General features: G+C 60.4%; 18 protein-coding genes. 11 read left to right on the forward strand and 7 right to left on the reverse strand.

Annotation, left to right across the window (positions count from 1 at the left end):
- On the reverse strand, positions 1-883 hold an 883-nt coding region (locus PA598K_RS32650), incomplete at its 3' end, for a hypothetical protein (RefSeq protein ID WP_185602368.1).
- Between the two features lie 242 nt (positions 884-1125).
- Here PA598K_RS32650 and PA598K_RS32655 point away from each other — a divergent pair.
- The 10 genes from PA598K_RS32655 to PA598K_RS32700 all read left to right on the forward strand — a co-directional run bounded on the left by PA598K_RS32655 (position 1126) and on the right by PA598K_RS32700 (position 11885).
- Entirely contained in the window at positions 1126-1827 is a 702-nt protein-coding gene (locus tag PA598K_RS32655) for a response regulator transcription factor (protein ID WP_128660932.1), read from the forward strand.
- A gap of 24 nt (positions 1828-1851) precedes the next feature.
- On the forward strand, positions 1852-3075 hold the full coding sequence (locus PA598K_RS32660; RefSeq protein ID WP_128660933.1) for a sensor histidine kinase: 1224 nt from the start codon (positions 1852-1854) through the stop codon (positions 3073-3075).
- Positions 3076-3221: 146 nt separating this feature from the next.
- Positions 3222-4478 carry an ArnT family glycosyltransferase gene (locus PA598K_RS32665; protein ID WP_128660934.1) on the forward strand — a complete coding sequence of 419 codons (1257 nt, stop codon included), beginning with the start codon at positions 3222-3224 and terminating at the stop codon, positions 4476-4478.
- A complete protein-coding gene (locus PA598K_RS32670) occupies positions 4471-5193 on the forward strand; it encodes a glycosyltransferase family 2 protein (protein ID WP_128660935.1) in 723 nt (240 codons plus the stop codon). The genes PA598K_RS32665 and PA598K_RS32670 overlap by 8 nt, the downstream gene beginning before the upstream one ends.
- Positions 5183-5557: a DUF2304 domain-containing protein gene (locus PA598K_RS32675; protein WP_128660936.1), complete on the forward strand. Its 375-nt coding sequence runs from the start codon at positions 5183-5185 to the stop codon at positions 5555-5557. The genes PA598K_RS32670 and PA598K_RS32675 overlap by 11 nt, the downstream gene beginning before the upstream one ends.
- Complete coding sequence (locus tag PA598K_RS32680) at positions 5509-5898, forward strand: EamA family transporter (RefSeq protein WP_376739109.1); 390 nt, start codon at positions 5509-5511, stop codon at positions 5896-5898. The genes PA598K_RS32675 and PA598K_RS32680 overlap by 49 nt, the downstream gene beginning before the upstream one ends.
- Before the next feature lie 59 nt (positions 5899-5957).
- A complete protein-coding gene (locus PA598K_RS32685) occupies positions 5958-8327 on the forward strand; it encodes a stalk domain-containing protein (protein ID WP_185602369.1) in 2370 nt (789 codons plus the stop codon).
- Between the two features lie 258 nt (positions 8328-8585).
- The gene (locus PA598K_RS32690; protein ID WP_128660938.1) at positions 8586-9680 is read left to right on the forward strand and encodes a polysaccharide deacetylase family protein; all 1095 of its coding nucleotides are present in this window, start codon (positions 8586-8588) and stop codon (positions 9678-9680) included.
- 404 nt (positions 9681-10084) lie between these two features.
- Positions 10085-10642 carry an RNA polymerase sigma factor gene (locus tag PA598K_RS32695; RefSeq protein WP_128660939.1) on the forward strand — a complete coding sequence of 186 codons (558 nt, stop codon included), beginning with the start codon at positions 10085-10087 and terminating at the stop codon, positions 10640-10642.
- Positions 10632-11885 (forward strand): hypothetical protein, encoded by a 1254-nt coding sequence (locus PA598K_RS32700; protein ID WP_128660940.1) that lies wholly within the window; start codon positions 10632-10634, stop codon positions 11883-11885. The genes PA598K_RS32695 and PA598K_RS32700 overlap by 11 nt, the downstream gene beginning before the upstream one ends.
- A gap of 198 nt (positions 11886-12083) precedes the next feature.
- Here the strand turns inward: PA598K_RS32700 and PA598K_RS32705 are convergent, their stop codons facing one another.
- The 6 genes from PA598K_RS32705 to PA598K_RS32730 all read right to left on the reverse strand — a co-directional run bounded on the left by PA598K_RS32705 (position 12084) and on the right by PA598K_RS32730 (position 22264).
- Positions 12084-14852, reverse strand: a complete 2769-nt coding sequence (locus PA598K_RS32705) for a TPM domain-containing protein (RefSeq protein WP_128660941.1) — start codon at positions 14850-14852, stop codon at positions 12084-12086.
- A 54-nt stretch (positions 14853-14906) separates the two neighbouring features.
- The gene (locus tag PA598K_RS32710; RefSeq protein WP_128660942.1) at positions 14907-17651 is read right to left on the reverse strand and encodes a TPM domain-containing protein; all 2745 of its coding nucleotides are present in this window, start codon (positions 17649-17651) and stop codon (positions 14907-14909) included.
- 235 nt (positions 17652-17886) lie between these two features.
- Positions 17887-19176 (reverse strand): GTPase HflX, encoded by a 1290-nt coding sequence (gene hflX, locus PA598K_RS32715; RefSeq protein ID WP_128660943.1) that lies wholly within the window; start codon positions 19174-19176, stop codon positions 17887-17889.
- Positions 19177-19684: 508 nt separating this feature from the next.
- Positions 19685-21391 (reverse strand): proline--tRNA ligase, encoded by a 1707-nt coding sequence (locus PA598K_RS32720; RefSeq protein ID WP_128660944.1) that lies wholly within the window; start codon positions 21389-21391, stop codon positions 19685-19687.
- 331 nt (positions 21392-21722) lie between these two features.
- Positions 21723-21983: a hypothetical protein gene (locus tag PA598K_RS32725; protein WP_128660945.1), complete on the reverse strand. Its 261-nt coding sequence runs from the start codon at positions 21981-21983 to the stop codon at positions 21723-21725.
- Positions 21929-22264, reverse strand: coding sequence for a sigma factor-like helix-turn-helix DNA-binding protein (locus PA598K_RS32730; protein ID WP_128660946.1), 336 nt, complete (start codon positions 22262-22264; stop codon positions 21929-21931). Before PA598K_RS32730 ends, PA598K_RS32725 begins: the two co-directional genes overlap by 55 nt.
- A 188-nt stretch (positions 22265-22452) precedes the next feature.
- Here PA598K_RS32730 and PA598K_RS38445 point away from each other — a divergent pair.
- The coding region (locus PA598K_RS38445; RefSeq protein WP_260405729.1) for a DUF4127 family protein at positions 22453-22742 on the forward strand (290 nt) is incomplete at its 3' end.

A 22742-nucleotide genomic window follows, 5' to 3' on the forward strand; every position in this document is an offset into this window, starting at 1 on the left:
CCTCATAGCTCCGTTCGAACGCCACTGCCGCCTGCTCCAGCAGGACGATCTGCTCGCGGACCGCGCGATGCGTTGGCGCGGCAGATTCCGCCACCAGACTCGCGGCATCGCGAGCGGCCTGCAGCTGCTGACGCTGCTCTTCGTCATAGCCGGGGCCGCTGTCGAGCAGCGCCTCCGCCTGATCGAGCAGCCTATCGAGCGGCGTCAGATCGACGGGACCGCTCTCGATCAGCGCCAGCAGGCTGCGCGCGTCCTGATCGTCGATGCTGGCTGTCCCGGCGATCGAGACGGCGCCCGGCGACCGCATATAGCGGACGACATGCCCGATCTGGAAGCCCGTCCGCTGCGGGTCTAGCCTGTCCATCAGACGCAACTCGCCGAGCGGGGTCATCAGCCGATAGCCCGCCAGCTCATAGGCAGGGATGCCGCTCACGCCAACTACGCCCGCCTCGATGCTCACCTCCAGCAGCTCTTGCTCGGCCTGCGGCTCGGCCAATACGAGCAACAGCCCGTTGCCGAACGAGACGGCCCTGGCGATGTCCAGCGCATCGCCTCCCGCCTCCGCGACGACGATGCCCTCCACGCCGCCCTCAGCGGGCAACGGCTCGCACAAGCCGCTCCCCGGCGGCGGCAGCTCGGGCCAGGACGGCAGTCCGCCCTCCGGCGGCCCTTCGCCCGGCTCCGTGCCTGGGAGAGGCGGCAGCTCCCCCTCTCCCGCATACATGATCGGCCCGTCGAAGACGAGCGCGATCTGACAGCTGTTCAGCGCTTGTGCCGCGACGAGTCCTCTCGCCGGTCCGTTCTCGCTGGCCTGCGCGCTAACCATCGGCCATACTCCGATCAGCAACGCCAGACACAGCAGCAAGCTTATCATTCTCCGCACATGATCCACCCTTTACTTGAGGTTATCTGCATCATTCCATACCTTGCCAAAGCAGCCTTATGGACCCGCATTACTTGTGTATAATCTACCAAAAATTCTATCACACTACCGGCAATTATATCTATAACTAAAAGGGGGTATCCTTGTTAAGGAGATCTTAAGCACTCCAAGCCGGTAGAATATGCTATATTGGCCTAGAGATCAATCTATCTATATATTGTTGCTGTATTCAGGAGGTAAGCATGGCAAACCGTGGTACGATCCTGCTCGTTGACGACGAGAAGGAAATACTGAAGCTAATGGAAATCTACTTTAATAACGAAGGCTATCATCTGCTCAAGGCGGGCGATGGCAAAGAGGCGCTCGCCTTGCTGGAGCGCAACCCCGTCGACCTGATCATCATGGACATCATGATGCCCGAGATGGACGGCATGGAGACGTGCATCCGCATCCGCGAGCATAGCGAGGTGCCGATCATCCTGCTCTCTGCCAAGAGCCAGGATATCGACAAAATCTCCGGCCTCAGCATCGGCGCCGACGACTATGTGACCAAGCCGTTTAACCCGCTGGAGCTGATGGCCCGGGTCAAATCGCATCTGCGGCGCTACAAGTCGTTTGGCCGTCAGCTCACCGCCGACGCCAGCATCATCGAGATCGACGATATGACGATCAATGTCGCCACCCATACCGTGACGGTAGCGGGCCAGGAGGTCAAGCTGACGCCGCGCGAATTCGCCATCCTGCAGTTGCTCGCCGTCAATCGGGGCATCGTCCTAAGCATGGACAAAATCTATCAGGATGTCTGGAACGAGCCATTTATGGAATCCAAAAATACCGTCATGGTGCATATCCGTAAAATCCGCGAGAAGATCGAGCGCGATCCCCAAAAGCCGCATTACATCAAAACGGTCTGGGGCATCGGCTACAAGATCGATCCAACCTGATTCCCGAAGGAGGCCAGCTGCCCAATGATCAAAACCTGGCTATACTCGATTCGGTGGAAATTTTTATTTTATGCGCTCGTAAGCGCGGCTGTCACAGCCGCGACGTTATATATGGGCCAACTCATCTTTAACTTCCTCGTCGAGTTCCAGCCGTTCCGCACGCCGTTCGCCTTCCTCAAAAACAAATACGGCTCCGCACTCGCCTACTATATCGCTCCGATCCTCTTCCTCGTGCTGTTCTTCGTCTTCAGCAATCGCACCGTGCTCCGTCTGCAGGAGCTCGAGGCGGCGGTCCAGCGCATCGGCAGCGGCGAGCTCCGCAACCCCGGAGAGCTCACTGTCTCCAAGGACGAGCTGGGCCAGGCTGCGGCCGGCATCCATGAGATGGCGGGAAGACTGAGCGACTATCTTGAGGCGATCACCGAAGGGCTGGGCCGGATCGCCGGCGGCCGCTTCGACCAGCCGATCGATGTCGACAACAGCTATGGCGAGCTCGCCAAGGTAGCGGCCAGCATCAACGAGATGGCCGCGCAGCTCTACCACTCGATCGAGGAGGAGCGCAACGCCGAGAAGACCAAAAACGATCTGATCACCGGCGTCTCCCACGATCTGCGGACGCCGCTCACCTCGGTCCTTGGCTTCCTGGAGGTCATCGAGCAGGATCGTTATCAGGATGAGGTCGAGCTGCGGCATTATGTAGCGATCGCTTACGAGAAAGCGCAAAAGCTGAAGGCGCTGATCGACGATCTGTTCGAATATACCCGTATCAACAACGGCCTGCCGCTGGAGCTCGAGGCGCTCGACCTGGTCGGCTTCCTCCGCCAGCTCGCCGAGGAGTTCGTCCCGCATCTCGACCGTGCCGGCATGTCGTGCCGGATCGATGCAGCCGATACCCCCGTCCTCATCCACGCTGATGGCACCTTGCTCGTCCGCAGCTTCGAGAATCTGATCGTCAATGCGATCAATTACGGCGGCCAGGGGGACTACGTCGATATCGCCGTCCATCGCGAGGGCGGCGACGCCGTCGTACAGATTATCAACTACGGCGATCCGATCCCCGGGAGAGATCTGCCGTTTATCTTCGACCGATTCTACCGGGGCGATCGCTCCCGCTCGAGCGGCGGCACCGGCCTCGGGCTCGCCATCGTCAAGAGCATCGTCGAGGTGCATGGCGGCGCCATCACCGCATCGAGCAGCACCAAGCGGACCGTCTTCGAATCTCGTTTTCCCCTCGCACCCTCGATGTAATTACTAAGCGGAACTTAAGGAAATGTTAAGCGTTCCGGCACCTCACCATTAAGCTTCCTCTTCTATACTTTCTGTAATTGCGCTGGAGGCGGGAGAATGCCCCGCTCCAGCCGCCACTGAAGAGCAGAAAGTGAGGCAGCCCTCCCATGATTCCTATTCGCGCATGGTATTCCCGACTGCACAAGACGACAGCGTTAGCTTTGCTGATCATCCTCGTCGCAGCCGCTATTCTACGTATCGACTTCAACACCACGGTCTCACACAAGGTGTCGCATGACACGATCAACTATGACGAGATGGTCTGGCAGCTGCTGGACTATGGCGTCTACGGCTACAAGAGCACGGAGCCCAATGCCCAGGTGACGCCTGGTTATCCCTTGTTCATGGCCGCCGTCTATCTGATCGCAGATCAGCTCCATTACGAGCCGTTCCCGCTGATCCGGATGCTGCAAGTCGGCTTCAGTCTGATATCGATCGGCCTCGGCTATGCGATCGCCTCTCGGCTCGGCGGACGCTGGGCCGGCCTGCTGACCGCAGCCATCATGGCCGTCTATCCGCCCTTCATCTGGACGACCGGCGCCATCCTGACCGAGACGCTCGCCGGGATGCTACTGCTGCTGTACATCTGGCTGCAGCTGCTCGCCTTCGCGCATTCGCGCTGGAGTCTGCATGCCGCCTCGGGCGTCGCGATGGGCCTTACCGTACTCGTGCGCCCCGAGTTCCTCGTGCTGATCGGCGCCAGCTATGCGCTGCTCTTCCTGCAGAGCCGCCGTCTCGGTCAGACGGTCCGGATGCTAGGCATTGCCCTGCTGGGACTGGCGCTGACGCTTTCGCCGTGGATTATCCGCAACGCGGTCACGCTGGGCGAGCTGGTCGTCGCTTCGACGCAGGTCAACCCGTTTGCCGCCGGCACCTACCCGGACAAAAACTACGAGGACGGTCTCGTCGACCGACGCGGCAAGACGCAGATGGAGGTCGCCCGCGAGCGGCTGCGCATCGGATTTACCGAGCACACCTGGATATATGTGAAATGGTATACCGTCGGCAAGCTCAAGTATACGTACGGACGCATGTTTTTTGGCTCCGGCCATTCGCCGCTCTATCCGGTCCTGCCGATGCGGCAGGCCTTCCATCTGACGATCGTCCTGGCCGGCGCCGTCTCGTCTCTCTGGATGCTCAGACGCTGGCGCGAGCCGGCGATGCTGCTGGTCGCCCTGCTCGGCACGATCACGGTGACCCGGCTGGCCTTCGTCCCGGAGTTTCGCTACAACTTCACAGCGATGCCGCTCCTCATCATACTCGGCTGCCTGCTCGCGGTAGCTGTCTATCAGCGCTTCATGCAACGGCGCGACGGCGCCAAACCTGTCGAATCCCAGACCCAGGAGGTTGGTCGTTATGCGTAAAGAAATTCTGATCATCGTCCCGGCCTTCAATGAAGCCGAGGGCATCCGCCGCGTCGTCGAGGATATCCGTCTCCAGATCCCCTACGCCGACGTGCTCGTCGTCAATGATGGCTCCGCCGACGCGACAGGCGAGCAAGCGGCGCTTGGCGGCGCTGCCGTCGTACACCTGAGCTGCAACCTCGGCATCGGCGGCGCGGTGCAGACCGGCTATCAATACGCCGCTGCCCACGGCTACAGCTACGCAGCCCAGATGGACGGCGACGGGCAGCATGACCCGGCTGACTTTGCCTCGATGCTGCAGACGCTCCAGGAGCATGACAGCGACATGGTCGTCGGCTCGCGCTTCGTGGAGAAGCGCGGCTTCCAGTCGACCCGGCTGCGCCGCCTCGGCATCGAGCTGTTGTCCGGCCTGCTCTCGCGACTGCTCGGCCGCTCGGTCACCGATCCGACGTCCGGGTATCGCATCTGCGGCCGGCGCGCGCTGCGGTTATTCTCGGTCGACTACCCGACGGACTATCCCGAGGTCGAGGCGCTCGTGCAGCTCGACAACTGCGGCTACACCTTCCGCGAGGTGCCGGTCGTCATGCGGGAGCGGATCGCCGGCGTCTCGAGCATCTCAGCCTTCAAGTCGGTCTACTACATGATCAAAGTCATCCTCGCCGTCCTGATCGCCCGGACGCGCAAGACGAGATGGTGGGTGCGCTATGAAAGCTGATCTGTTCGTGCTCAGCTTCGTCATCAGCGCCGGCTTCCTCGCCGTCATCCTGTATCTGATCCGCAGCCGCAAGCTGCGGGAGCAGTATGCGCTGCTCTGGCTGGCGCTTAGCCTGGTCATGATGGTGCTGTCGCTGTTCCCGCAGTTGCTCGACCTGCTGGCGGACAAGCTCGGCGTCGACTATGCGCCATCGTTGCTCTACCTGCTCGGGCTCATGTCCGTGCTCTGCATCATGCTGCATCTGACGATCGCACTCTCGGCGCTGACGCGCCGCATCATCGTGCTGACGCAAGCGCTGGCGCTGCAGGAGCAGCGATGCGACGGGCTCGAGGCGCAGGTCCGCTCCCAGGTCAGACAGTCATGACCTATGCGCTGCTGCTGCTTAATATCCTGCTGCTCGTCGTCGGTCAATATGTATGGAAGCTTGGTCTGACCCAGGCGGGCGGGCTCGGCTGGCACAACCTGCTGCAAGTTGTCGCGAGTCCGCTGATCCTGCTAGGCATCGCCTGCTACGGTCTGGCGACGCTACTATGGCTCGCCGTACTCTCGCGGCTGCCGCTCAGCAGCGCGTATCCGATGCAGAGTCTGGCCTATGTGTTTGGTCTGATCGTCGCCTGGCTGCTGCTCGGCGAGGCGATCCCGGCCAACCGTTGGCTCGGCACCGGACTGATCCTCGCCGGCGTGCTCGTCGTCAGCTGGCGTTAGCCGCTCTTGATCCCATGCCTCATCTCTTATCCCTAACAACAGGAGGACACACAACTCTTATGAATAAAATGTATAAAACCACTCTAGCCCTACTTGTGGCCGCCACAGTCTGGACCCCTCCAGGCAGCGAGGCCTACGCATCTCCCGCCACCGCCTCGCCGACGGATTCCACAGCCGCAGGTACGATTCGCGGCGGACTGCCGCAGCCTGCCAACAACGACGCCGCTGAGCAGTCATCCGTCGCTCCGACGACGGACACTACCCGTCTTACAGACGGCAACGAACGCTCGCACAGCCAGACGGAGAATCCTGCCGACAGTCGTCAAGAATCTGTCGCTGCGCCGCCAATCTCCAGCTCGAACAGCGTCGCATCTGAGCCCGCCGCACCGACATCCGTGTCTCCCGACGACCAGGACGATACCGTCGGCAACGCCCCCGATGCCTCCTCCCCCGGGAGCCTGACAGCTCCAGGCGACCGCGCTGGCGAATCGACAGTAGAGCAGCGGCAACCGGAGGCTGACAACAGCGATGCCGATCCGCGAGCGATCGCCGCGGATCCCAGCGCAGGCAAGCTCATCCTGGTCATGAACAGCGACCAGACACAGATGAACGGCAAGACCTATGTCTCGCCCCGGCCGACCACGGTCCGCCAAGGCGTATCCTATGTTGGCCTCCGCTTCATGACCGAGCGGCTCGGCGGGACGATCTCGCACGACGCCGCCAGCGGCGAGACGGTCGTACGCGTGCGGGGCGCCGAGCTGCGCTATCGCAACGGCAGCGCCGAGTACGTCGTCAACGGCGAGAAGCGCTCTCTGCGCGGCGCGGTCTATGACGACCGCTACCATATGATGGTGCCGTTCACCTCGATCGCAACGGCGCTGAAGCTGCGTTATACGGTGCAAGGCAAATCCATCGTCGTTGAACTCGCGGACAAGCCGGTCGCCCGCTTCGACGTCTCGGCCCGCCGGATCGAGACAGGCCAGACGATCGAGTATACGACGTCCGGTTATTCTCCCCAAGGACTGGCTATCGTCGATGAGCGCTGGGAGGGATGGCAGACCTCCTATGACACGCCCGGCACGTATACGATCAGCTATACGGTGCAGGATGCCGCCGGCGTCTGGAGCGATCCGTATACGATCACGATCGAGGTCGAGGCTCCTCATGTGCCGCCTGTCGCCGAGTTCCGGACCGACAAGACGACCTATCGGATGGGTGAGCCGATCCGATACATCGACGAGAGCACGACGGGCAGCGACGTGATCGTCGATCGTCAGTGGGACAACGGCAAGCCCGCATTCTTCGAGCCGGGCATGCAGACGGTGACGCTCACCCTCAAAGACAAGCGAGGCGCCACCTCGCAGTTCAGCACCGTCGTCCTCATCACCGAGGAAAGCTTGTATACGGAAGAAGAGTTCGGCCTGCGCTATGCGCCGCCAGGCACCAACATGCCGATCGACTCGGTGCCGGTGCTGCAGCTGGACACCCTGCCCTACAGCTACACGACCGAGCCCGAGACGCTCTTCCGCAGCAGCGGCCCGGAGTCGGTATTTGCGGACGGCGTCCTCTATGAGGATGTCATCCAGGGCGACGCCCGCTTCCTGCTCCATCACAAGAACCGGATGGACCGGCGGACCAAGCTGTATCTGATCGCGGAGAATACGGGGACGCAGACAGCCGAGCTGCGGCTGACCGGCGAAGGTCTGGCCGGACCGACGGTGCATGCCGAGATCGCCGGACGGATGTCGCTGAGCCGCTACCTGGCCGCCGAGGCGGCGGGCGGCGGCCCGACGATCCGACTCGCTCCCGGCGAGCGCGTCCTGCTGTTCGACAGTCTGACGCAAGCCAAATCGCTTGCGCCCGGCGACATCGTCACCTTCACCGGCTCGGTCAAGACGAAGGGACAGATCCGGTACGCTTCGCTGATGGTCGGCGAGCGCGTCGATCCGCTGGAGGCGCTGGACAGCCTGCCTCGTCTCGACCCTCGCGAGTCGATCGTGCGCGGCACCTTCGCGGACGCCAACCGCGTCTTCCGTTACGACGAGCCGCTCGGGGGCCGTCCGCAACGGCTGTCGCTGACGGACAACACCGCCGATCCGTTCCAGAGCGGCACGGACGGCATCCATGGCGGATCCGCCGTCAACTCGGGCAACTACGGGGTCATGTACAAGCTCCAGCTGAACAACGTCGCGCCGAATACGGTCATCGCCTTCAACCCGCGCGGCGGCCTCTATGTCGGAGCGGTCCGGGTCAACGGCGAGGTTGTCGGCTTCTCCCATCTGGGTATGGCCAGCGCGACGCGCGAGGCGAGCGTGCTCTACCGGACCGGCGATCGAGCGGAGGCTGTCGAGCTGTGGATCAGCCCGTCTGCCGGCAGCAATCTGCCATTTGCCTTGCTCTTCCTGCCCGTTCCGGAGGCGAGAGAATAGGGCGTGTCTGCAAACCCGATCAGGGGCATCTTAGACCGCCTTTCCGCCCCCTGCGGCGTCACTTTTGCTTGCCGTACCCCCGGTACGCCTTCACAAAAGTTCCTTGCATGGAACGAAAATTCAGCCCAATCTGCTACCCTCCGAGTATGCAGACACGCAGTTTTCATTTTGTTTGAACATTTTCCAGTCTTCTTTCGTCTGATTATGTAGAAGAGCGCTGACAGCGTTCGACAGCATCCAGAGGAAGAGGCGAGTCCATTGATCGCAAAACTGGTTCATGCAAGACGTATGTTTGTCCCTCGTATGCTGCAAGTCTTACTGTGGGCTCTGGCGATCGTCGGCGCTTGTTATCTGCTCAGTCTGATCCTGCCCTGGGATGCCTTGCCGGCGTTCACCGAGCGAACCGCCGTCAGCGATCAAGCGGCGCTAGCCGGTGCGGCGATCGCCAGCGGCGGGGCCAAACCGCCCATCGACAGCTCCTTGCCCGAAGGCATGGCTGCCGGCAGCGGCAACGCGCTGGGCCAAGCGGTCCATCCCCCATCTGGTGGCGGAAGCAACGGCGGCCCTCAGCCGACGACGGGACTGCCCGCAGGCTCGGATGGAGATGGACAGGCGCCGACCAAGCCTGACGTCGCGCCGAAGCCTGAAGATCCGCCCAAGCCGGAAGGCTCGCCGAAGCCTGCCGACCCGAGCAGCACCAAGCCGCCTGCCGGCGAGCAGACCGAGCAGCCAAAGCCTGAGCAGCCATCGGCCCCGCCTGCGGAGCCAGGCGTCAAGCAAGTGGCGCTGACGTTCGACGACGGACCGGATAAGCGGTTCACGCCCAAGGTGCTGGAGATTCTGAAGCAGTACGGCATCAAAGCAACCTTCTTCGTCGTCGGCACGCAGGTCGAGAAGTATCCGGCCATCCTGAAGCAGATCGAGGAAGAGGGCCACACCATCGGCAACCACACCTATGGTCACGCCAATCTGCCCAAGCTCCAAGGTCAGGACCTGCTCGACGAGATCGAGAAGGCGGATGCATTGATCGAGGAAGTGCTGGGCAAAAAGACCCCTTACTTCCGCGCTCCTTACGGAGCCGTCTCCGATGAGCTCAAGAAGACGCTGAAAGATACCGGCCGCGAGCTGGTCGGCTGGAATGTCGACACCCGCGACTGGGCCGGCACCGAGCCCGACGAGATCCTGCAGATCGTCAAGGACACCGTCAAGCCAGGCGGCATCATCCTGATGCATAGCTTCGGCGGACGCAAGGGCAGCTTGCAAAACACGATCGATGCTTTGCCATCGATCATCGAGTACCTGCAAGACGAGGGATACACCCTGGTCCCCCTAACGGAATTATCTCGTTCCTAACCTACTACCCTCTCTCCCCCTTCCGGCCCTGTCGGGAGGGGGAGTTTCCGTATGTTCTATCTTTCCCCATACTCTCTTTTTTCGATGCGGGTCGTCATGATTTGACGTCAATTCCTGCCACTTTGTAGTGTATTTTCTTACCATTGTAAACTTCTTGTCTCATTATATGTCCTTCGAGTGCAAGCATGTTATAATGAGGGGGATTGTTTCATGAGACATGGCTTGCATGTTGCGATAGAGCCGGGTCGGTCAGGCCCTTTTCCTGGCCGTCGAACGGTTTTTTGGCTATTTGCGGCGCGGATCCCATAAATCTTAACAAGAATCTTAAGAATTTCTTTAACTTTTCTTTAAAAAAATGAACCCGATGGACTTTTCATACGTCGATACAGATAGAGGTGGCGGTTTTGAACTCCGATGCAAAGTTTGATTATCTTAAGACACTGACTGACAGTGAGGATAAACAGGCCATTCTAAATGAATTAATGACCTCCTACGGCAAGGATGTCTGGAACTATGCTTATAGTATGACCCGCAAGCCCGAGCTTGCCGACGACATCTCCCAGGATGTCTTCCTCAAGGTATACCGGAGCTTGTTCACGTTCCGAAGCGAATCGTCACTCAAGACCTGGCTGCTCACGATTACCCGCAATACCGTTTTGGATTACCGCCGCTCCGCTTACTTTCGCAAGATTACGCTGGTGGACTTCTTCTCCTCCGACGGAGGCGTCCAGTCCGCGGAACAGGAGGTTATCCAGGCGGACACGGTCAATGAGCTGTGGGATATGGTGATGCAACTGCCGGTCAAGTATCGTGAAGCCATTATTCTGTTTGCACATTATCAGCTATCCATGAAAGAAATCGCGAAGATTCTGGAAGTTAGCGAAGGCACGGTTAAGTCTCGCCTGCATCATGCGCGATTGAAACTATCCAAGATAAAGGAGCGACAACACAATGGATCCTAGCGATTACGAGGAATTGCGGCAAGAGCTGGGCGAGGGTCCGTTACGAGGAAGAAGCTTCCCGTCTGCCCTGCAGAAGAGAATACTCGAAGCGGCCGCCCACTCGTCGTCGCCTCGTCGCCAGCGACGGTTCCCGCTCGCATGGGCCGGCGGTGCGGCCGTCATGGCTACGGTGATCGCCATCATCCTCTTCAGCGGACATGTCGGCATGCCGACAGACCTCCTCTCGTCGAAGACGGCCAATGACGGGACAACTGCAGGACAGATGACGGCGAGCAATGAAGCGGCCAATGCCAACTACGAGGAGCCAGCGCTGCAGACCGCGCTGCTGCTCGGCCTCCGAACCGACCATCCAGCAACGGAGAGCCGCCACGCCTATAGCGACTATCGGACGGTAGTGATCGCACCAGAGGACGGCAAGGTTGTACAGACGATCCAGGGCGAAGGCATCCTCATGCCTTATAATCAGGACTTCTGGATGATCGAGCCGACAACGCACAAAAATCAAGACAAGGAAGTGCAAATCCTCTCCGCCGGACCGGCGAAGCAACAGGAGTCGGATCGCATGGCAGGTGACGCCTCGATACCAGATACGCTGGAGAACGAACCGTCTGGCGACGACACCCAACCGATCATCATCTCCGAGAAGCTGCTGTTCGCAGGCAATCGCGACATCGCCATCGAACAGGAGGCAATCACGGGCGATGCGGAGCCGATGACCTTGTACTGGGTCAAGCATATCGATCAGCTCACAAGCGACCGTCGATTGCTCAGCGATCCGCTGCAGGAGCCGCATGTGTCGCTGCAAGAGGCGCTCCAGACGCAGTCGGAAACGACGGTCAGCACCGATCCGAGCAACTGGACGATCGTCCGCAAGCCGGGACGCTGGGTCGCTCAGGAGGTCGCTTATAATACGGAGAGCCGCCAATCCTACGAGCTGCGCGATCTGCTGCAGCCGTTGCCCCGGGAGGTCGTCTCCTACGACAAGCTGACCGTCGCCTGGGAGGAGATCTGGCAGCGGGAGCCGGAGGCGACCGACGCCTTCTCCTCGCCCAACAAAGACCTCGTCGCCATCGTCTCGGAGGAAGGGGTCGCCTTCTACCTCAACAGCACCAGCCTGAGCCCTGAGCCTTCGCTGGCGCTGGAGCTCCAGCCCAACGAGTCGATCGTGATGATGCAGTGGGCGGCGGCTGAGGGCTCTCCCGAGCGGTGGAAGAAGCTGACGCAGCAATATCTTGCACCGTAGCTAGCACGGACGGTTCAAGGTCGAGGATGCGATTGTCCCTTAGCAGCCAGGCAATGTCGACGTTCTCCACGCTTCAGAGCGGGGGGCGTCGGAACGGAGCGTTGCCAGGAAGCGGCCAAGCACGACAAAATAGCGATGCAGGGGGCATTTCCCGCGCATCGCTTTTTGTCATGCTGTGGTCTACCGCTATGCTCTACTCTACCATTTGGCGCTGCCAGAGGACTGTCCCTTGCCGCCGCCCGAGCCTTTGCCGCCCCCGTCATACGAGGCGCTGCCCGATGAACGTTCGGAGGAGGAAGACGAGCCCCAGCTCGCGCTGCCGCTCGAAGACGCTGAGCCGGACGAGTCGTTGGACGAGCTGGACGATGAGTTGGCGGATGAGTCAGACGCAGAGCTCGTCGACTTGCTCCAGGATGTGCTGGACGACGCGCGCCCGGCGCTTGCGCCCCAGTTGAACGGCGAGTCGCCGCTAGCCGGCTTTTTGGGTTGCTGGCGAGGCTGCTCAGCCTTGACGTATTCCCGTGTCGCACCCGTCGTCCCCGAGCTGCTGGAGGCGCCCAGATATTTGCTCTGATACTCATAACGTCGCGCCCGGTTCGCAAACTCGGCCTTGACAGCCACGGTATCGATGAAGCGCTGCAGCTCCTTGCATTCCTCAAGCGCATCGTCGTAGAGGCCTCTGGCGATCAGCTCCTGGATCCCGTCATGGAGCTTGACGAACACACGCTTGCGCCCCATCTTGTAGAACATGCCTGTCGTCTGATCGACGATCCGATAGAAGAGTACCGAGTAACGATCCAATGTGACGACGGCCAATTCCTTTTTGTCCCTGAGCTTCGTATATGCCTCCCGTGTCAGGGCGATCGCCTGCCCATACAAGGCGCCTTGTTTCCTCAGATGCTGCAGGTCGCAGGGCCAGCCGCTCTCGGCCTCGCGGAACTGCTGCTCGGTCTGCTCGACCAGACGATACTCCGCCTCCAGGCCCCCTTCGGCCAAGATGAGCACATCCCCCGCGTCGATCCACTCTCGCAGCTCGACATAGCTCTGTTGATCTGCAGCAAATTGCTCCAGGCACGCTTGCTTGTCCATATCGAGCTTCATCATCTCGCGCTCGCACGCCTGCAGCTCCTTTTCGAGCTGCTTGATGCCCATCGCCAGATCGTCGAAGATGTCCTTCGCCTTGGCGAACTGCTGCCTGGCCTGACGCTCTCTCCCCCGCTCCAGCTCGGCAAGCGCCGCTGATTGCTCGTTTTTCAACTGTAAGAACTTTTTCTCCATCCCTTGCCAGAGCGATTTCTTGTATTCGTTGGAGAGACGGAAAAACTGCTGGTCCAAATGCTGTACAAACTGATCGATACTGTGCAGCGCTTCCTCGAGTATGGACGTCTTGTCGTTGTTGCTGCGCTGCAGCTCCGCCAATCGATGGGCCTGCTCGCGAGCCTGAGAGAACAGCTGATCGATACGCTGCCGCAGGGAACGCGCGGGGATCGTCTCGGCACGACGGATCGCCTGGAGCAGCTGCGGCGCCAGCTTGCGGCTCTCCTCGATCGGCTGAAACAGCTCCTGCTCCCGCTCGTACAGATTATGCTCGGTCATCACCTGTCGCACATCGTCTCGCGCCTCGCGCTCCAGCTCCGGATACGCTTGACAGTAGCGGGCATGGTCCATCAGCTCCTGCAGCATCGAGGCAAGCGCCGACATCGCTCGCTCTGCCCGCGCCGCCCAGTCGCTCGCGGTTAGCACGTCGAATACTGCGTGCTCCTCAGCCTTCACGAGCAGCTCGTCGAGCTCTCTGAACTCCCGCTGCACAGGCTCGACGGGCCCCTCCGTCAGCGCAGTCAGCTCTTCGTAAGCGGCCAGACCGACCCTGCTCTCCGAGCGCAGTCGCTCGACCGTACGCGGCACCTCACGCTCTTGGTCTGCGAGCTCCTGCGCCGCCGGGACGACCTGGTCGGCCGCCCGCTTCAGCATCTCCAGCTCATGGGTCGCCCGCGATAGCTGCTCCTCGAGACGGGCTGTCTGCAGGACATGCGCGAAGGGCTCGCCCTTGCTCTGCGCTTCAGCAGCCACCAGCAGCTCGCTCAGCTCTTGCTCCAGCTCCTGGGCTGCCCGCGCCGTCCGCCCCTGGCTCATGAAGGCCAGCGGACTGATCCGCTCCACAGCTTGGCTGAGCTCGACCATCGTCCGACCGCTGGCTTCGCGGACCTCCCGGATATCCTGGAGCTTGGCCGCTCCGCGCCGCCAGCGCCGGAGCAGCCGGACCGCAGCTACGATCAGGACGATCGCGGTAGCCGCATAGAGCAGCGCCTTCGCCACATTGCCGATGAAGGTCTTGAACGGCCCCCAGTTGATCGGCTCCGCTGGCTGACGCTCCTGAGCGGACTGCGGGGCTGTACTGCCCTCAGCCGCTTCGCCAGCCGCGCCTGGAACTGCTGGCGCTTCCGGCGACAGGCTCTCGCCGAGCGCATCGAGTACCTGGATCGTATATTGGATGCCTCGCTGGATATCGCCGTCTCGGGCAAGCGGGACAAACGTCGCCTGCAGCAGCCCGTTCAGCGTCTGCTCCGACACGCCGCCGTCGACCGCCTTGTCCAGCCCGTTCTCGACCGCCCGCTGCAGCTCTTGATTATTGAAGCTGAGCTCGACCTGCCTTTCTTGCTGGGAGATCACCAGGAGCACATCGCGGGCCGCCAAGCCCCAGTGATCATAGACTGCCTTCGCGTAGTCCTTGCCGTCCCGGCCATCCAGACTGGCGATCGTCAGGACATAGAAGCGCAAGTGTTGCTTGGCCGCGATGTCCTGCTTGAGCTGCGTCTTCTGCTCCGCTGTGAAGAGCCCCGCCCTATCCTGCAGCGGTCCGAGATTATCCGGCAGTCCGGCAGCAGCGACAGGTCGCAGCCCGATGCCTGCCAGCATCGCCCCGATCAACAACAGCCCGACTACCCATGTTATTCGCCACGTTTTCATCTGTCATCCCTCCTCTGTCCGTGCGCCTATTGTCGAGCCTCCGTGTTATTGGCCTTACCAGCCGGAGCTGCCCGAGGAATGTCCCTTGTCCTTGCTCTTGCTCGCCGACCCTGACGAGGAACCGCCGTACGAAGCCCCTCCGCTCGACCGGGAGGAGGATGAGCTCCACGAGGCGGAGCCCGACGAATGGGACGAGGACGAAGCGGCAGACGAAGAGGAAGAGCTCGAAGATGACGAGCCTGAAGCGCTTGAGGAGCTCGTGCTCGAGGAGCCTCCGCCCCAACCGCCGCCTGTGGCGGCGGCTTTCGACTGGCTGCGACGGGCAGCCTTCTCCGCCTCGAGCTCGAGTATTCTCGTCCGTTCCCTCTCCGCCTCGCGCCGCTCTCTCGCCCGCTCCCGTGCGATCCGTTCCTGCTCCCGCTGCCGATTGGCGACCTCGGCTCTCCTCCCGACCTCGTCGATGAAGCTCTCCAGCTCGTCGCATGCATCCAGCGCATCATCGTAGTAGCCTTGCTTGATCATGGCGTAGATTTCATCATGTCTTTTGCGAAATGCCCGTTTGCGCCCGATTTTGTAGAACATCCCGTAGGTTTGCGGGATCAGTCGATAAAAATCGCCGGCCGCATCGCGCAGCGTCGTCACCGCAAGCTCCTTGGTTTCCTCGATTTCCTCGAACTTTTCCCGCACGGTATCGATAGCCTTGGTATGGCGGGCGCCTTCCTTTTGGAGCTGCCTGAGGTCCAGCGGCCAGAGCTGCTCGATCTGCCGGAAGCGCTGTGCGGTATCGTAGACCAGGCGGTAGTCCGCCTCCAAGCCCTCCTCCGGCAACACGATAACGTCCGAGGTCGCGATCCGGCGCTGCAATTGCCCAAACGCGTCGTTGTCGGAGGCAAACTGCCCCAGACACGCCGCCTTGTCCGCATCCAGCTTGGCGACCGCGCGTTCGCACGTCTCCCACGCCTGACTCAGCTTATTGGCGCTCACGGCCAAGTCGTCGAGCAGAGCATTGGCGCTCTCGAATTGCTGGCGCGACTGCCGCTCCCTGCCTTGGTCGAAGGCTGCACGGGCGCTCGCCAGCTCTCGCTTCAGGCCCAGGTGATCCTGCTCCAGCCGGTTCCACAGCGTTTTCTTGTACGCGTTGGAGAGCCGGTGGAACTCCTGGTCCAGATGACCCGAGAGCCGGTCGAAGCCTTGCAGCCGCTCCTCCATGACGACCAGCTTCTCCTGGTTGCTTCGCTGCATCTCGGCCAGACTCCACGCCTTGTCCCTCGCCTCGCCGAGCAGACGCTCGATCCGCTGCCATTCCGCGCGTGCCCGAGCGGTATCCGCGAGCCGCAGCGCCTGCTGCAGCGAGGGCACCCTGACGTTGCTCTCCTCGAGGATACGATAGATGTCCTGCTCCCGCTCGTAGAGATTATGCTCCTCGATGACCTGCCTGACGTCTTGTCTCGCTTGACGCTCCATGTCGAGATACGCCCGCTCGCTATGCGCCAGCGTCAGCAGCTCCTGAAGATTGGCCGTCAGCTCCGCCATGCGGCGCTCGGCTCGCCCGGTCCACTCGCTGGCCGTTAGCGCATCAGACCTCGCATATCCCTCAGCCGTGACCAACAGTTCCTCCAGCTCCTTGAACTCTCGTTGCAGCGCCTCTACAGGCTGCTCGAGCAAGCCGGCGAGCTCTTCATAGATGACGCGCCCTTGCGATTGCTCCTCGCGCAGACGCCCGATCGTCTGCGGTACCCTATGCTCGAGATCGGCGAGCTCATGCGCCTCGACGATCGCGCGCTCCGCCGGCGCGCTCAGCTGCTCCAGCTCCCCCGTTACCTTCTCCAGCAATGCCATCAGCTTCTTCAGCTGCAGGACGTGGAGATGATGATCGCCCTCGCCCCGGCGATGGCCGTCCGCCCGGAGGAGCAACTCCGTCAGACGACGCTCCAGTTGCCCGGCTGCCTGCGACGTGCGGCCCTCGCTCCCCTCGATCAGCGGGACTACGCGCTCCAGCGCGCGGCTCATCTCCAGCATGAGCTCTCCGCTGGCCAGGCGAGCCATATGGATCTCAGTCGCCTTCCGCTGTCCCCGCCGCAGCAACCAGAGCGACAGGAAGGCCAGATAGGCAAGCGCGCACCAAAAGGTCAGCCTGAAAAGCTTTGCCATGAGTTGCTTGAACGGCCCCCAATTCACAGGCTCGGGAAGCGGCCCCTCTTGCGAAGACGCGTCCGTCTGCGCCTCAGCCTCGGACACAGAAACAGACACGTCCTCGCCTAGCCCCGCAGCTTGCCCGGGCAATTGCGGCCCGAGCGCATCCATGAACTTGGTCGTCTCCGCTATCGCAGTCTGAAAGTCGCCCTCTCGGGCATGAGGGATAAAGTAAGCGTCCAGTATCTCCGTCAGCTTGGACTCGGAGCGATCCCCATCCCGATCCAGGTCGTCTGCTAGCGTCGTATCGAGGATCGTCTGCAGCGCTTCATGATGAAAGTTGATCGTCGCCCTGCGATCCTGCAGGGAGATCAACAGCAGCACCCGTCGATCGGACAAGCCCCAATGCTCATAGATCGATGTGGCATATTCGTCGGCATCCTGTCCGTTCAGACTGACGATCGTCAGCACATCGAAGCGAAGATACTGTCTGTCGGCCAAGTCCTCCTTAATCGCGGCCTTCTGCTCGGCCGTGAACAACCCTGCCCTATCCTGCAGTGATCCAAGGTAATCCGGCAAGCTCGCGGCGACGACTTCTATCCTCGCGAATCCCGACACGATGGCGCACAGCACCCACATGACCAGCACCGCCCGTACTGTTTTCAAGATTTCATCTTCCTTTCGCCCAGGACTCCGAGGTCACGCCCATTATTTTCCTCTGGGACTATTTATACGGGACGCGGTTCCGATTCGTTTCACACAAAATAGTTCTTTGTTACTATATCGGCAAGCCCAGGGTTCGACTTCACTTTTTTGGAAGTTATTGCATGAAAAATAACAAAAAATCCCCCGCACAGCTCAGGACTGTGAGGGGGACTCAAGACATGCAAATTGCGGCGCGCTAATCTATCGTCGCGGCGTCGGCGTCATGCACGATGACCCGCTCCCGGTAACGCTCGTAGTCGGCAGGCGAGCAAGATAACCGCAGGCGCGTGCCCTCGGGCTCGTAGCGCGTCTCATGGATCTGCGCATGCTCGTTGAAGTAGGATACGATCCCGCCCTCGGTAAAAGGAACCGTAATGTCGCAAGCCATATAGGGCTCAAGCACTCGCTCCCGAATCATCGCAACCAGCTCCTCGATGCCCTTGCCCTCGCGAGCGGACAGATAGATGCCCTCTCCCTCGATCAGCGGGTAGACAACGCCGGCCTGATCCGCCTTGTTATACGCATAGATGACCGGGATGCCCTCGGCGCCCAGCTCGCGCAGCGTCTCCTGCGTCACCTCGATCTGCTCCGGATGCTCCGGGTTGGCATAATCGACGACGTGGATCAACAGGTCAGCCTCCGTCAGCTCCTCGAGCGTCGAGCGGAACGCCTTGACCAGATGATGGGGGAGCCGACTGACGAAGCCGACCGTATCGGTCGCCAGGAAATGCTGCCGATCCGGCAGCTCGATGCGCCTCACCGATGTCTCCAGCGTGGCGAACAGCATATCCTTAGCCATCACCTGCTTTTCCGACTCCGGCTGATAGGCGCGCAGCAGCGCATTGAGCAGACTCGACTTGCCCGCATTGGTGTAGCCGACGAGCGCCACCACCGGCACGCCGCGCTTCTGCCGCTGCTTGCGCTGCACCTGCCGACGGTGCACCAGCTTCTCCAGCTCGCCCTGCATGCTGTCGATCTGGGCGAGGATCTTGCGCCGATCGAGCTCCAGCTTGGTCTCGCCGGAGCCGCGGTTGATCAGGCCGCTGCCGCCTCCCTGACGACCGAGCGACTCGCGCAGCCCGGCCAGCCGGGGCAGTCGGTATTGCAGCTCGGCGATCCGCACCTGGAGCTGTGCCTCGCGAGTCCGCGCCCGCAGCGCGAACAGCTCGAGGATGAGCATCGTCCGGTCCAGCACCCGACAGTCGAGCTCGCGCTCCAGCGTCCGGATCTGCGACGGCGTCAGCTCGTCGTTGGCGATGACGGCCAGCTCCTCCCCGGCGGCTCGCAGCGCCTCCGCCACCTCCTGCAGCTTGCCCGCGCCCAGGTAGTGAGTGCGGTGCGGGTAGTCCAGCTTTTGCGACCATATGCCGACCACCTCGATATGACAGGCTTCGGCCAGACCCTGGAGCTCCTCGATCTCATTGGCGAAGCCCGGGCGCTCCTGCAGCTCTACGCCTAACAGATACGCTCTTATACGTTCTCTCATCTATTCATCCATCCTCTCGTCTGACCATAATAAAAACACAGGCGGAATGCCTGTGCTTAAGGATCAAGAGGATAGGGGGCTGGCCCGCCTGCGGGCCATCGCTGCGATACCTGTCGAAGCGACAAGTCGCGGGCGGGGTCTATGCTACGGCACGTGTCCGACGACCGCGCCCGGGCCTGGAGCGGCCAAGGCATGCGGGCGTCGGGGCGCACGTATCCATCTATGCGGTTACGCATCATCGACTACCGGGGCAAGGGCATGACAAGAGCTGTCGACGCCGCTTCCCGAAAGTTCCGAATATGGACAGACCTATCCTGTGAGTCCTCTGCACAAGCAGAGCCTTGGGCATGCATTACACAGCAGCGCGCAAAGTCCTCAACCGGATAAAATCTATCACACGTAACCCTCCGTTCATCAAGAAGTGATGTCAGTCTAACACACCTCGCCACGACGCGCAAGAAGATGTCGCGATGTCGCGCGATGGGACGGGAGAGGAGCACGTCTCAGGCTATAACGTACTTGCGCTTATTCGACTAAGAGCTTCGTCAAGCGAGAGTAACTGTTTTTCGTTTGACCTGCGGTCGACATATTCTACTTTGCCATGAACCGCGTCCTTGCCAACGACGATGCGAACAGGAAGGCCAATCAGGTCGGAGTCATTAAATTTCACGCCTGCCCGCTCCTCCCTGTCATCGAGCAGAACTTCGACCCCCCTTTGCTTAAATGCATCGTACATATCGTTCGCTAATTTAGTCTGTGTAGTGTCCTTGCTGGAGATCGGAATGAGATGCACTTGGTAGGGTGCAATTGCAGTGGGCCATACCATTCCTCGCTCATCGCAATGCTGCTCCACAACTGCAGAAACGAGACGTGACACGCCAATGCCGTAACAGCCCATGATCATTAGTTGCTCGCTTCCGTTTGCGTCCAAATAACGCGCGCCCAGCGCTTCGCTATATTTTGTCCCCAGCTTGAATACGTGACCAACCTCAATGCCTTGAACGAAACGCAGCTTGCCTGTCTCGCAACGAGCGCAGACTTCCCCTTCCTTGACGATGTGGAAATCACCGACGCGCGCCACGATAAAATCCCGACCCGGAACAACATGCCTCAGATGGAACTCGCTCTCGTTAGCGCCAGCTACACCCCACTCCATCGAGATTATAGTTTCATCTATATGAAGGGGAATCGATAACCCGATTGGGCCTGCGAATCCTACTGAAGCTTGCGTAACCGCTGCTGTCGTCTCTGCATCTGCAAGCTCCAACGTATCGACACCCAAAGCATTTTTCACCTTGATTTCATTGATCTCATAATCTCCGCGAACAAGGACAGCTATCGGATTGCCGTCGGCAAGGTAGATAAGCGTCTTCATGATGTCGCGGGGTCTAATGTGCAAGTATTGAGCAAGATGCTCAATCGTGTGCACGCCAGGCGTATGAATCTTCTCGGACATAGGCCTGTCTACATTGCTGCCGCTCCCGACTTGATTCACTACGGACGATGCCTTCTCAAGGTTCGCAGCATACCCGCATTGAGAGCAAACCGCGATCGTGTCTTCCCCTATATCGGCTAGCGCCATAAATTCATGCGTGCTCCCTTCGCCCCCGATGGAGCCTGCGTCAGCCTCTACCGCTCTGAAATTCAATCCACATCGATCGAAAATACGCTGGTACGCACCAAACATCGCTTGGTAAGACTGATCCAGTCCCTCCCATGAAATGTCAAAGGAGTAGGCATCCTTCATCAGAAATTCGCGCCCTCGAAGCAAACCGGAACGCGGACGACGCTCGTCACGAAATTTTGTCTGAATCTGATACAGCGTAACAGGGAGCTTGCGATACGAATTGATTTCGTTTTTCATTAACTTCGTTATCACTTCCTCGTGTGTCGGTCCCAAAACAAACTCTCGCTGATGCCGATCGGCAAGTCGGATTAGCTCGGGACCATACGCGTTGTAACGGCCCGATTCCTGCCACAGCTCCGCTGGCTGAAGCGCTGGCATCAGAAGCTCTTGTGCCCCGGCACGGTCCATCTCTTCGCGCAGGACCCGCTCTACATTGCGCAGCACGCGCAAGCCCAGCGGCAAGTAAGTGTAAATGCCTGCGGCCAACTGGCGAATATAGCCCGCCCTCAGCAATAATCGATGACTTGCGACTTCCGCTTCTGCCGGCGCCTCTCGTAAAGTGTTGGCTAATAGTTGCGATTGACGCATGGATATCCCTCCCTATTGATCGCTAAAAAAACAAAAAGACACACTCGTCAGGGACGAATGTGTCGCGGTACCACCCTAGTTTCGATCGCGAATGAATCGGCGATCCTCTTCCGAATAACGGTCGGCGCCGGCAACGGTTACTCTTTTCGCCGTCGCAGCTCGCAAGGCGGGAAATGTATCTATCGGGGGAGACCTTGCAGCGCTGGGGTCCCTCTCTGTACCGCCGAATAAGATAACATGCTCCTTGGTCCAAGCTGTTGCTGTAATGAATTGTTATTAACAATAAATGCTGGGTTGCCGTATCTCAAGTCACGCCCACACTATTCCCTCGTCAGGCGTTCTCCTCCGCCCCATTCCTATCCTTTGGTCGCATGGGGTCGCCCTCCCCCTGCAGCCACTCCAGCACGGCCAGCCGCAGACTTTGCATCGCATCCTCGCGCGGCAGGCCGATCCAGGCCGAGCACTGTTGCATCATCGGCTCGAAATGGCTCAGAATGGCGAGCGCGGCAGCCTGATCGCCTGCGGCGGCCCTCGCCTTTAATGCCAGGAACTCGCTTTCTGTGAGAGTTGGCTCAGCATCTTTTGCTTCCATTTGTTCACCGCCTGTTGAGAGATATGGAGCTCCCGCGCCAGCTCGGCCTCCGTCCGATCCCGAAGATACAGCTCGACGATGACGCGCCTGCCAGAGGGGGGCAGCTGCGCGAGCTGCTCCGCTACATCCAGCTTTGTCACCGCAGACTCCTCCATGCGATAGGCTGGGCTTGGCATCTCTTCATCGTAGCCCTGCTCTCGCCCGGCCCGCCGCCGCTCCCGGTATTGCAGACGCCAGGCCAGACGCTTTAGCGCATGCTCATAGTCCGTTAAAGTTTTCATCGTTCTCCTCCTCCTTCGGAAAAATAAGAACGTATGTTCTGATTTGGGACATTATAACACGAACGACTGGAAAACAAAAACTTTTCTGCTCCGGTTGTAATTCGTCGCTTGCGTTTACCTAGTTAGTGAAGGCAGCAACAACAAGCTGCCTCCGGCTAGCGCCGATCGCACGAATAAGGGAGGAATGAATGATGAAAAAAGTACTCTATGTGCCGCTGGACGATCGCCCGGCCAATCTCGCCGACGTCATCTCGCTCGGACGTACAGCAGGGCTCGAGATCATCGTGCCGCCTGCCGAAGCCACCGCCAACGGGCTCGATACCATTGTATATAGCGACGGACCGCTCGTCACCGGGACGAGCGACCCGGTCTATGGCCGACCTGAGCTGATCCGCAGCTTCATCCTCGCACAGGCGGCATGCGTGGACGGCTTCGTCCTCTCCATCGACATGCTCGTCTACGGCGGCCTGATCGGCAG

It is taken from the genome of Paenibacillus sp. 598K (assembly GCF_003851045.1).
Lineage (GTDB): Bacteria > Bacillota > Bacilli > Paenibacillales > Paenibacillaceae > Paenibacillus_D.